Annotated in this window: 6 protein-coding genes and 1 riboswitch; of the genes, 2 read left to right on the top strand and 4 right to left on the bottom strand. The window is 71.7% G+C overall.

Annotation, left to right across the window (positions count from 1 at the left end; all coding sequences use genetic code 11):
* Positions 1-151: 151 nt before the first annotated feature.
* Positions 152-290: riboswitch (cobalamin riboswitch) on the top strand.
* A 33-nt stretch (positions 291-323) separates the two neighbouring features.
* Complete coding sequence (cobN, locus tag ACZ5WG_RS35680; protein ID WP_468728676.1) at positions 324-3,941, top strand: cobaltochelatase subunit CobN; 3,618 nt, start codon at positions 324-326, stop codon at positions 3,939-3,941.
* Between the two features lie 90 nt (positions 3,942-4,031).
* Here cobN and ACZ5WG_RS35675 read toward each other — a convergent pair whose 3' ends face one another.
* Positions 4,032-5,258: a cytochrome P450 family protein gene (locus ACZ5WG_RS35675; protein ID WP_468728675.1), complete on the bottom strand. Its 1,227-nt coding sequence runs from the start codon at positions 5,256-5,258 to the stop codon at positions 4,032-4,034.
* Positions 5,251-6,321 (bottom strand): cytochrome P450, encoded by a 1,071-nt coding sequence (locus ACZ5WG_RS35670; protein WP_468728673.1) that lies wholly within the window; start codon positions 6,319-6,321, stop codon positions 5,251-5,253. The genes ACZ5WG_RS35675 and ACZ5WG_RS35670 overlap by 8 nt, the downstream gene beginning before the upstream one ends.
* An 827-nt stretch (positions 6,322-7,148) precedes the next feature.
* Here ACZ5WG_RS35670 and ACZ5WG_RS35665 point away from each other — a divergent pair.
* Positions 7,149-9,371 carry a terpene synthase family protein gene (locus tag ACZ5WG_RS35665; protein ID WP_468728672.1) on the top strand — a complete coding sequence of 741 codons (2,223 nt, stop codon included), beginning with the start codon at positions 7,149-7,151 and terminating at the stop codon, positions 9,369-9,371.
* A gap of 96 nt (positions 9,372-9,467) precedes the next feature.
* On the opposite strand, the gene ACZ5WG_RS35660 is transcribed toward ACZ5WG_RS35665, so the two are convergent.
* Both ACZ5WG_RS35660 and ACZ5WG_RS35655 read right to left on the bottom strand, forming a co-directional pair.
* Positions 9,468-10,769, bottom strand: coding sequence for a YncE family protein (locus ACZ5WG_RS35660; RefSeq protein WP_468728671.1), 1,302 nt, complete (start codon positions 10,767-10,769; stop codon positions 9,468-9,470).
* 129 nt (positions 10,770-10,898) lie between these two features.
* Positions 10,899-12,062 carry an XdhC family protein gene (locus ACZ5WG_RS35655; RefSeq protein ID WP_468728670.1) on the bottom strand — a complete coding sequence of 388 codons (1,164 nt, stop codon included), beginning with the start codon at positions 12,060-12,062 and terminating at the stop codon, positions 10,899-10,901.

The following is a 12,062-nucleotide window of genomic DNA, read 5'->3' as shown; positions in this document are numbered from 1 at the left end:
CGTCACCACCCGCCCCCTCGGCGCAGTGATGCCGCGCGGGCGGGCTCGGCGCTCCGCGGAGCGGGGGCGCGCGGCGGGTCGCCGGCGGGGGCGGGTCCGCCGGTCGGGCGCCCGGGCGCGGGCCACCCCCACTCCCGGTCGGGGAGATCGCCACCTAAGATGACCAGCGGCGGAGCCACATGGCCCGCTGGGAGGAAGCCCGGTGCGAATCCGGCGCGGTCCCGCCACTGTGAACCCTGCAGAGCAATCCGCCGGGTGAGTCAGGAACTCCCGCTGTCCTCACTGCCCGGGGCGCGGAAACCCCGAGGAAGGCCTGCCGCCGCATGATCCTGCTGCTGTCGACGTCCGACACCGATCTGCTCAGCGCCCGCGCCGCGGACGGCCCCGTGCCGTACCGGTTCGCGAATCCCTCCCGCCTTCCCCTCGACGACCTGCCCGGGCTGCTCGACGGCGTCGACCTGGTCGTCGTACGCCTCCTCGGCGGTCTGCGCGCCTGGCAGGACGGCCTCGACCTGCTGCTGGCGCCGGACCAGACCCGCCCGGTGGTCGTCCTCACCGGCGAACAGGCCCCGGACGCCCAGCTGATGGAGGCCTCCACGGTCCCGATCGGCATCGCGGCCGAGGCACACGGCTACCTCGCCCACGGCGGCCCCGCCAACCTGGACCAGCTGGCCCGGTTCCTCTCCGACACCGTGCTGCTCACCGGCCACGGCTTCGAGCCGCCCGCCGCCGCACCGACCTGGGGCCCGCTGGAGCGCACACCGGGGACCACCGGGGGTCCGCGGATCGCCGTGCTGTACTACCGCGCCCACCAGATGAGCGGCAACACCGCCTTCGTGCACGCCCTGTGCGATGCGATCGAGGCCCAGGACGCCCAGGCGCTCCCCCTGTACGTGTCCTCCCTGCGCACCCCGGAGCCGGACCTGATCGCCGCGCTGGAGTCGGCGGACGCGGTCGTCACCACCGTCCTCGCGGCCGGCGGCACCAAGCCCGCCACCGCTTCGGCGGGCGGCGACGACGAGTCGTGGGACGCGGGCGCGCTGGCCGCGCTCGGCGTCCCGATCCTGCAGGCCCTGTGCCTGACCGGCTCGCGCAGCGCCTGGGAGGAGAACGACGAGGGCCTGTCCCCCCTCGACGCCGCGACGCAGGTCGCCGTGCCCGAGTTCGACGGCCGCCTGATCACCGTCCCGTTCTCCTTCAAGGAGCTCGACGAGGACGGCCTGCCCGCGTACGTGGCCGACCCCGAGCGCGCCGCCCGCGTCGCCGGCATCGCCGTCCGCCACGCCCGCCTGCGGCACATCGAGCGCCGCGACAAGAGGATCGCGCTCGTCCTCTCCGCGTACCCCACCAAGCACTCCCGCATCGGCAACGCGGTCGGCCTCGACACCCCGGCCAGCGCCGTGGAGCTGCTGCGCACCCTCATCGCGGGCGGCTACGACTTCGGCCCCGTCGAGGAGGTCCCGGGCCTGGTCTCCGGCGACGGCGACGAGCTGATCCGCGCCCTGATCGAGGCCGGCGGCCACGACCAGGACTGGCTGACCGAGGAGCAGCTGGCCCGCAACCCGGTCCGGATCCCGGCCGCCGACTACAAGCGGTGGTTCGCCGAGCTCCCCGCCGAGCTGCGCGAAAGCGTCGAGGAGCACTGGGGCGAGGCCCCGGGCAACATGTTCGTGGACCGCTCGGCCAACCCGGAGGGCGACATCGTCCTCGCGGCGCTGCGCCGCGGCAACCTGCTCATCCTGATCCAGCCGCCGCGCGGCTTCGGCGAGAACCCGATCGCGATCTACCACGACCCGGACCTGCCGCCCTCGCACCACTACCTGGCCGCGTACCGGTGGATCCAGGCCCGCGCCGAGGACGGCGGTTTCGGCGCCGACGCGATGATCCACCTCGGCAAGCACGGCAACCTGGAGTGGCTGCCGGGCAAGAACGCCGGCCTGTCGGCGGCCTGCGCACCCGACGCCGCGCTCGGCGACCTGCCTCTCATCTACCCCTTCCTGGTGAACGACCCGGGCGAGGGCACCCAGGCCAAGCGCCGCGTGCACGCCACCCTGGTCGACCACCTGGTGCCGCCGATGGCGCGCGCGGAGTCGTACGGCGACATCGCGCGCCTGGAGCAGCACCTGGACGAGTACGCGCAGATCTCCGCGATGGACCCGGCCAAGCTGCCGGCCATCCGCGCCCAGATCTGGACCCTGATCCAGGCCGCGAAGCTCCACCACGACCTGGGTCTGGAGGAGCGCCCGGACGACGAGGGCTTCGACGACTTCCTGCTGCACGTCGACGGCTGGCTGTGCGAGGTCAAGGACGCCCAGATCCGCGACGGCCTGCACGTCCTGGGCGGCGCCCCGACCGGCGAGGCCCGGGTCAACCTGGTCCTCGCGATCCTGCGCGCCCGTCAGATCTGGGGCGGCACCACGGCCCTGCCCGGCCTGCGCGAGGCGCTCGGCCTGGACGAGTCCGCAGCCACCCGTACGACCGCCGACGAGGCGGAGGAGGCGGCCCGCGCGCTGGTGCAGGCGATGGAGGACGCGGATTGGGCCCCGGCTGCGGTGGCTTCGGTCGCGGCCGAATACTCGGCGCACTCGCCGGACGTGGCGGCCGTACTGGACTTCGCGGCCCGGGAGGTCGTCCCGCGGCTGGCCGGCACGACCGACGAGATCGCCCACGTGGTGAGCGCCCTGGACGGCTCCTTCGTCCCGGCCGGCCCCTCCGGCTCCCCGCTGCGCGGCCTGGTCAACGTCCTGCCGACCGGCCGCAACTTCTACTCCGTGGACCCGAAGGCCGTCCCCTCCCGCCTCGCGTGGGAGACCGGCCAGGCCCTGGCCGACTCGCTGCTGACCCGCTACCGCACGGACAACGGCGAATGGCCTGCCTCCGTCGGCCTGTCCCTGTGGGGCACGAGCGCGATGCGCACCTCGGGCGACGACGTGGCCGAGGCGCTGGCCCTGCTGGGCATCCGCCCGGTCTGGGACGAGGCCTCGCGCCGGGTGACCGGCCTGGAGCCGATCCCGCTGGCCGAGCTCGGCCGTCCCCGGATCGACGTGACGCTGCGCATCTCGGGCTTCTTCCGGGACGCGTTCCCGCACGTGATCGGCCTGCTCGACGACGCGGTACGGCTGGCGGCGTCCCTGGACGAGCCGGCGTCCGACAACTACGTCCGGGCCCACGCCCAGGCGGACCTGGCCGAGCACGGTGACGAGCGGCGTGCGACGACCCGTATCTTCGGATCGCGCCCGGGCACGTACGGCGCCGGCATCCTCCAGCTGATCGACTCCCGCGACTGGCGTACGGACGCCGACCTCGCGGAGGTCTACACGGTGTGGGGCGGCTACGCGTACGGCCGCGGCCTGGAGGGCCGCCCGGCCCGCGCCGAGATGGAGACCGCGTACAAGCGGATCACGGTGGCCGCGAAGAACACGGACACCCGCGAGCACGACATCGCCGACTCGGACGACTACTTCCAGTACCACGGCGGCATGGTGGCCACGGTCCGCGCCCTGCGCGGCACGGCCCCGGAGGCGTACATCGGCGACTCCACCCGCCCGGAGACGGTCAAGACCCGCACCCTGGTCGAGGAGACGTCCCGCGTCTTCCGCGCCCGCGTGGTCAACCCCAAGTGGATCGAGGCGATGCGCCGCCACGGCTACAAGGGCGCCTTCGAGCTGGCGGCGACCGTGGACTACCTCTTCGGCTACGACGCCACGACGGGCGTGGTCGCGGACTGGATGTACGACAAGCTGACCGAGACGTACGTCCTGGACCCGACGAACCGCGCCTTCCTCGAGGAGGCCAACCCCTGGGCCCTGCACGGCATCGCGGAGCGCCTCCTGGAGGCCGAGTCCCGCGGCATGTGGGAGAAGCCGGACCCGCAGGTCCTCGAAGCGCTGCGCCAGGTGTACCTGGACACCGAGGGCAACCTGGAGGGCGAGGCGGAGTAGTCCGCGCGCACCTCGCCGGTCACGGAGAAGCCGCCCTCCTCGCCCTCCCCTGCCGGGGCGCGGAAGGCGGCTTCCGGCTCTCAGGCCTCCTCAGCCCAGCCGTACGGGCAGGCTGAGCAGGCCGCGGTGGCGGGGGTTGGACTGCCACCGCGCCTCGTGCGCCTCGTGCAGCCGCAGGCGGGGGAAGCGCTCGATGATCCGGGTGAGGGCGATCTCGCCCTGGAGGCGGGCGAGCGGCGCCCCGAGGCAGTGGTGGATGCCGTGCCCGAACGCCAGGTGCCGGCCGGCGTCGGCCCGGCCGATGTCGAACCGGTCGGGGTCGGCGAAGACGGCCGGGTCCCGGTCGGCGCCGAGCAGCGAGATCTGTACGAAGTCGCCCTCGCGGATGGTCACTCCGCCCACGGTCATGCGTTCGGTGGCGTAGCGCAGGGATGCGAGGCCGGACGGGGACTCGTAGCGCAGGACCTCCTCGACCGCGCCCTGTACCCGGGCCGGGTCGGCGCGCAGCGCGGCCAGCTGGTCGGGGTGGGTGAGCAGCGCGTGGATGCCGTTCGCGACGAGGTTGACCGTGGTCTGGTGGCCGGCGACGACGAGGAGGAAGGACATGGAGGTGATCTCGTCCTCGGTGAGGGCGTCGCCGTCCTCGTCGCGGGCGGTGAGCAGGGCGGACAGCAGCCCGTCGTCGTCCGGGTTCTCGCGTTTGAGGGCGATGAGGGCGCGGAGGTAGGCCACCATGCTCTCCGCGGTGAAGACGGAGACCTCGCCGTCGCCCTGGCCGCCGCCGAGGCTGTTGCCCCGCACCTGGAGGATCTCGTGGTCCGCGTCGGAGGCGCCGAACAGCTCGAAGGCGACGGCGACCGGCAGCGGGAGGGCGAACTCGGAGATCAGTTCCGCCTCGGCCTTGCCTTCGAGGGCGTCGAGCAGTTGCGTGACGAGCTGCTCGATCATGGGGCGCAGGCTCGCGGTGCGGCGGGCGGTGAACGCCTTCTGTACGAGCCGGCGCAGCCGGGTGTGGTCGGGCGGGTCGGCGTTGAGCATGTGCGAGAACATCGCCGCGCCAGGCCCCTCGGTGAGCCCGATGCGCCGGCCGAACCGCTGGGCGGCCCGGTTCTTCGACAGCCGGGGATCGGCCAGCAGGGCCTTGGCCTCCGCGTGTCCGGTGACGACCCAGCCCTCGACGGCGGCGGGGCCGGGGTAGCGGACGTAGCGGATGCCGCCCTCGCGCCGCCAGTTGCCGTAGATCTCGTGGGCGTGGTCCTGCCAGTCGGCGTCCAGGACTTCCACGATCTCGGGGTGTCGGGCCTTGCGGTCACGCATGCTGCACCCGGTTCCTGGGGCCGATGTGGACGGTCTTCACGCCGAGGAGGCCGACGAGCGGCACCTCGGCGGTGCGCTGGCCGGGGGCGACGACGAGTCCGGTCCGGCGGATGTGGTCGAGCAGGAGTTCCGCCAGCGGCATCACCATGTGCCGCCCCCAGCAGCGTTCGCTCGCGTGGCCGAACGGCATGTACCCGGGGGTGGCGTCCGGGTCGAGGGTGTCCCAGCGGGCGGGCCGGAACTCCAGTGGGGCGTCCCACAGGGCGGGGTCGCGGTGGGTGAGCAGCGGCAGTACGAGTACGTCGTCGCCGGGCCCGATGCGGGAGTCGAGGGCGGGGTACTCGGGGCTGCGGTTGCGCAGCAGGTTCCAGGAGGGCGGCAGCAGCCGCATCGCCTCGTGGAGGATGTTGCGGTTCGAGTCGCCGTCATCGAAGGGGGCGCCGAGCCACAGGGCGTTGGCGACGAGGGTGGAGACGGTGAAGCAGACCGGGGCGGCCGCGCGCCGGTACATGCCCATGGCGTACCGGCGGTCGTGGTAGCCCTCGGCTTCGGCGAACAGGCCGGCGATGTGCGTCAGGTGCGGGCCGGGCCGGGGCCGGCGCGGGAGCGCGGCTCCGGCGACGATGGTCGACCAGGTCAGTTTCGGGTCGATCTCCAGCGTCCGGGACATCAGGATCCGCAGCCGGCGGGGATCGTCGCGCAGAATGAGATCGCGCAGGAAATTGTGGCCGGTCAGGGGCCACGGTCCCGACAGGTCCGCATTCGCCGGTATCGGGCCTTCCAGGGCTTTGCGCACGTCTTTCCCAATGGTGCGCATCACCGAAGAGGCCTCGGTCTTGGAAATGGACCGGCCGTGCAGGGGCTTGAATGTCGGCCGCTCGGTCTCGGTGGCCTTTCGGGCGGCGAGAATCCGGTCGGAGAGTTCCGCTCCCGCAATTCCGATGGTGTCGGGCTCCAGCCGTACGAGGTCCTTGCCGAGGTGGTCGTCGATGAGCGCCTGGAGTCGCGGGGCGAATACGGTGGCACGGCGCGTACGCGAATCCGTGTGGGGCGTGGCTGGCATATGAGGGCTCCGTGGAATGCGGAAGGCCCGTACGCGGCAGGACCGGAGAGTCGGAGCCGGCTCTGCCGGGTACGGGCCCGGTGCTGGATTTTCCGGCTTAGTACCAGAAGTACCAGGCGCTCTGCTTCAGGCTCGGCTCGCTCTTCTTAACGAACGAGAGGTCCCGGCAGATCGGGGTACTGCGCAGGGCGGCAAGAATCTTGTTCATGTAATTCCCCCTCTTTTCGCGTGCTTGCGCACATCAATGGGTCGTCCGGCCACGCCGGTTGATATGCACGGGAGGCACATCCGCCGTATTGCTTGGCCGGTGCACCGAGTAGACACGCACAGGGCGGAAGGAGTCAATGGCTTCCCTTTCAGTCTGGCTGCATCCGGCCACCACTGGCCGGATACATATGCCGTTCGTTTTCGGCGCAACACCTTCGAAAAGGACCCCCTCCACACCTTCGAATGAATTCGAACGCCGTGTGACGGCTGCTATACCGGGCGCCCTTGGAATTGCCCCGTGACCCGCACCGTGCCCGGCAGTGGCGCCGCTCCCGGAGGATTCCGCGAACACGGAACGGTCATATGGCGTTCGATCGCCGGTGCGTCCACGTCCTGCGACGGCCCGCACGGCGCCCCGCTCGCACGATCCCGCACGGCTCCTCGGCTCCACGGCTCCCGTAGCCGCCACCGGGCCCCGCCGCCGCGGAACGACACCGCCGTCACCTGAAGCGGTGAACTCCCCCTTGTCTTCGGGGCAACAGGGGTAGGGGCCCTGCTGATCTCGTGCGGGGGGCCGCGTCCATGACCCCCGTACCCTCGGACGAAAGGCCCGTCGCGCCGTGACACAGCCGTTTCAACTGCCGGATTTCTACGTGCCGTATCCGGCGCGACTGAACCCCCACCTGGAGGCCGCGAGAACGCACACCCGGCAGTGGGCCCGCGACTTCGGGATGCTGGAGGGGTCCGGTGTCTGGACGCAGAAGGACCTGGACTCGCACGACTACGCGCTGCTGTGCGCGTACACGCACCCCGACTGCGACGGCGACGCGCTGGACCTGGTCACCGACTGGTACGTGTGGGTGTTCTTCTTCGACGACCACTTCCTGGAGGTCTACAAGCGCACCCAGGACCGCGAGGGTGCGAAGAAGTACCTCGACGGGCTGGCCGCCTTCATGCCGATGGACCTCGCCGACGGGTTCCCCGAGCCCGCGAACCAGGTCGAGGCGGGCCTCAAGGACCTGTGGTCGCGGACGGTCCCCGCGATGTCGATGGACTGGCGGGAACGATTCTCCGAGTCGACGAGGAACCTCCTCAACGAGTCGATGTGGGAGCTCCACAACATCAACATCGGCCGGGTGGCCAACCCGCTCGAGTACATCGAGATGCGCCGCAAGGTCGGCGGCGCCCCCTGGTCCGCGGGGCTGATCGAGTACGTGTCCGCCGAGGTGCCGGCCCGGGTCGCGCACGCGCGCCCGCTCGAGGTGCTGCGCGACGCCTTCTCCGACGCGGTGCACATCCGCAACGACATCTTCTCCTACCAGCGCGAAGTGGAGCAGGAGGGCGAACTCTCCAACGCCGTCCTGGTCCTGGAGACCTTCCTGAAGTGCACCACCCAGGAGGCCGCCGACCTGTCGAACGACCTGCTGACCTCGCGGCTCCAGCAGTTCGAGTACACGGCCCTCGCCGAGGTCCCCGCGCTCGCCGCCCGGCACGGGCTCGACCCCGTGGAGCTGGCGTCCGTACTCGCGTACGCGAAGGGCCTGCAGGACTGGCAGTCCGGCGGCCACGAATGGCACATGGTCTCCAGCCGCTACATGAACGCGGAGGCCAGGGCAGGGGCGGCGGCCCCGCTCACCCTGCCCTTCATGCCCAGCGGGCCCGGAACCGCCGCCCTCGACCTGCGCTCGGTGTTCACCCCCCGCGCCATGGACATGCGCCGGCGCAGCTTCACGCACGTTCCGTTCCAGAAGGTGGGCCCTTCACTGCTGCCCGAGTTCCACATGCCGTTCCCGCTCACCCTCAGTCCGCACCTGGACCGGGCGCGCCGGGAACTGGTGGTCTGGTGCCGGGAGATGGGCCTGCTGCATCCGCAGCCCGGCGACCCCGGCTCCGACATCTGGGACGAGGCCAAGCTGGTCGGCATGGACTTCGCGCTGTGCTCGGCGGGCATCGACCCCGACGCCACGCCCGAGGCGCTGAGCCTGAGCGCGCAGTGGCTGGCCTGGGGCACGTACGCGGACGACTACTACCCCAAGGTCTTCGGCGGCTCGAAGTCACCGGGAGCTGCCCGGGCGGCGACCGACCGGCTGATCTCCATGATCCCGGTCGATCCGGGCGAGGCCCCGGAGCCGGTCACCGCGATGGAGCGGAGCCTGAAGGAACTGTGGGCCCGCACCGTCGCCGGAATGAGCGCCGCGATGCGCGCGGAGTTCCGCGGGCACGTGATCGGGATGCTGGACAGCTGGGTCTGGGAGATCGGCAACGCGGTCGTGAACAGGATTCCCGACCCGGTCGACTACGCCGAGATGCGCCGCTTCACGTTCGGCTCGTACCTGACGATGTTCCTGGCCAAGTTCGGCCACGAGGGCGACGGCGTCCCGCCCGAGGTCTACCGGGACGGCGTGATGCGCTCGCTGGAGAGCGCGGCGGCGGACGTCGGGTGCATCGTCAACGACCTCCACTCGTACCAGAAGGAGATCGAGGTCGAGGGCGAGGTCCACAACCACGTGCTCGTCACCCAGAACTTCTTCGACATCGGCTACCCGCAGGCGTTCGCGATCGTCGCCGACCTGCTGGCGCAGCGCACCCGGGAGTTCGAGCACATCCGGGACCACCAGCTGCCGGTGCTGTACGAGGACCACGGCCTCGACCGGCAGGCGCGCGCCTCGCTCGACGCGTACGTGCGGGAGCTGGAGGACTGGATGGTCGCCGTCCTCAACTGGCACCAGAGCGTGCGCCGTTACCGCGACGAGGACCTGCACCCGAAGCCCACCGGTCTGGCTCCCGGAGCCTGGAGCTCCTCCTTCGGCATGTCGGCGGCCCGCATCTCCCTGCCCGCCTGATCCCGCCCGGCCGCCCCGGCCGCCCCGGCATCCCGCGGCCGGCCCGGGCGGTGCGCCTACCGCTGCCCGGGCGGGCGAACGCCGCTCCGGGCCCTGCTACTGCGGGCCCGTCCAGCCCGTCGGGACGTGGCCGAGGCGGACGCGCTGGGGGTGGTCGCCGACCGGGACGGAGACCCGCTTGGTCCCGGTGGCGAAGTCGATGGCGGTGACCCGGTCGGCGCCGCTCTCGGAGATCACGCAGGCCGTGCCGTCCCCGTCGACGGTGGCCCAGTACGGCTTGTCGGCCTGGACCAGCGGCCCCTCGGCGAGGGTGGCGCGGTCCACGACGGTGGCGTAGTCGTCCATGGTGCCCGCGATGCAGAGCTTGGCCCCGTCCGGGCTCATGGACATGCCGTGGTGGCGGGAGTCGTTGACCCAGGTGGTGCGGTCCGCGTTGGTGGCGGGGTTGCGGGGGAGCTCCTTGATCCGGGTGATCCGGTCGGTGGCCACGTCGTACTCGACGACCCCGTTGAAGAAGGACACCTGGAAGTAGAGCTTGGACTCGTCGGGGCTGAACGACATGGGCCGGACGGCATCGGACAGGTCCGAGCGGCCGAAGGCGTTCAGGCGCTCGCGCATGTCGATCACGCGGACCGTGCGGAAGGTCTGCGCGTCGACGACGGTGATCTTCCGGTCGCCCTTCGTCCAGTCCAGCCAGGGCGCGTCGAGGGCGGAGGTGACGTCCCCGATGGAGCTGTTCCACAGGTAGCGGCCGTCACGGGAAAAGGTGTTCTCGTGCGGCTTGTCGCCGGTCGGGAAGGAGCCGAGCTGCCGCCCGGTGGCGATGTCCAGGACGTGCACGGTGTTGGCGGTGGAGGCGGAGACGGCGACGCGGGTGCCGTCCGGCGAGACCGCCATGTGGTCGGAGCGGTAGCCGGCGACGGGGAAGCGCCAGTTGACCCGGCCCGTCCGCACGTCGATCGAGACGACGTCGGCGAAGCTGGGACGGGAGGCGACCACGGCGGCGCCGTCCGCAGTGGTGTACATGTCGTCCACGAACTGGTCGTGGCCCTCGCCCGCGGTGTTGCGGATGCCGAGGAAGAAACCGAGCTTGATCGGATTGAGGTAGATCTCCCGGAGCCGCTCCTCCTTGTCGGGGATCATATTGATCCGGCCGACCTTGGCGAGGTCCCCGGTGGAGGCGAGCACATCGGCGGTCCCCTCCCAGTTGTTGCCGACGAACAGCACCTCGCGGACGCCGGGGCCGGCGGCGGGGCCCGCGGCCGGGGCGGAGGCCGATGCGGTGCCCCCGGCGAGCGAGGCCGCGACCAGCGCACAGCCGGCGAGAAGCGTACGTACGGGGGTACGGGCCGTGCGGGCCGTGCGGGCCGTGCGGGCGGTGCGTGCGGTCCTGGACATCCGCTCAACTCCGTTGCAGGGAAGCGCTGTTACCGGCCGGTAAAATAGGGGGAACAGCAAAAGGGCGCAACCCTCGGGTCACGCCCTTTTCTTCACACCCGCTTCTTCACGCCCGTGCCTTCACGTCCTTCAAGCGACGGAGCCGATCCTGCCGATCACCGTGTTAGAGGTGTCCGGGTGGATCGGTATGTGCGCTCCGGTGAGGGCCGCGCCGGAGCCGCCGCGGCGGTTGGCGACGATCTCGGCAGCGATGGACAGCGCGGTCTCCTCCGGGGAGCGGGCGCCGAGGTCCAGGCCGATCGGGGAGCGCAGCCGGGCCAGCTCGAGCTCGGTCACGCCGACCTCGCGGAGCCGCTTGTTGCGGTCCTCGTGGGTACGGCGGGAGCCCATGGCGCCGACGTACGCGACGGGCAGCCTGAGGGCCAGTTCGAGGAGCGGGACGTCGAACTTGGCGTCGTGGGTGAGCACGCACAGGACGGTCCGGCCGTCCAGCGAGCCCGCCGAGGACTGTGCCTCGAGGTAGCGGTGCGGCCATTCGACGACGATCTCGTCCGCCTCGGGGAAACGGTTCTTCGTCGCGAACACGGGTCGCGCGTCACACAGGGTCACGTGGTAGCCGAGGAATTTGCCGATCCGCACCAGGGCGGACGCGAAGTCGATGGCGCCGAAGACGATCATCCGCGGCGGCGGGACGCTGGACTCGACGAGCACCTTGAGCGGCTCTCCGCAGAGCCGGCCGTCGGCGCCGATCTCCAGCACGCCGGTCCTGCCCGCGTCCAGCATGGCGCGGGCCTCCTCGGCGATGGTGCGGTCCAGCTCGGGGTGGCCCCCGAAACCGCCCTCGTGGCCGCCGTCGCCCCGGACGAGCACGGCCCGGCCCTTGAGCTCGGCCGGCCCCTCCGCGATCCGGGCGACCGCCGCGGCCTCACCGCGGGCGGCCGCGGCCAGCGCGGCCGCGAACACCTCGCGCGCCGGGGACCCCACGGGGACCGGGGTGACGAGGATGTCGATGATCCCGCCGCAGGTCAGACCCACGGCGAAGGCATCGTCGTCGCTGTAGCCGAAGCGCTCCAGGACGGTCTCGCCGTCCTCCAGCGCCTGCCGGCACAGCTCGTACACCGCGCCCTCCACGCATCCGCCGGAAACCGATCCGATGGCCGTGCCCTCGCTGTCGACGGCGAGTGCGGCTCCGGGCTGCCGGGGCGCGCTCCCGCCGACCGCCACCACGGTGGCGACGGCGAAGTCACGTCCCTGCTCGACCCACCGGTTCAGTTCTTCGGCGATGTCCAGCAT

It is taken from the genome of Streptomyces sp. NPDC032745 (assembly GCF_055579465.1).
Note: the sequence above shows the minus strand (reverse complement) of the source record. Positions and strands in the feature narration are given on the sequence as shown.

Bases quoted from the DNA above. Each gene is read 5' to 3' on its own strand.
- cobN (WP_468728676.1), top strand. From the start codon at position 324: ATGATCCTGCTGCTGTCGACGTCCGACACCGATCTGCTCAGCGCCCGC.
- ACZ5WG_RS35675 (WP_468728675.1), bottom strand. From the start codon at position 5,258: ATGCGTGACCGCAAGGCCCGACACCCCGAGATCGTGGAAGTCCTGGAC.
- ACZ5WG_RS35670 (WP_468728673.1), bottom strand. From the start codon at position 6,321: ATGCCAGCCACGCCCCACACGGATTCGCGTACGCGCCGTGCCACCGTA.
- ACZ5WG_RS35660 (WP_468728671.1), bottom strand. From the start codon at position 10,769: ATGTCCAGGACCGCACGCACCGCCCGCACGGCCCGCACGGCCCGCACG.
- ACZ5WG_RS35655 (WP_468728670.1), bottom strand. From the start codon at position 12,062: ATGCTGGACATCGCCGAAGAACTGAACCGGTGGGTCGAGCAGGGACGT.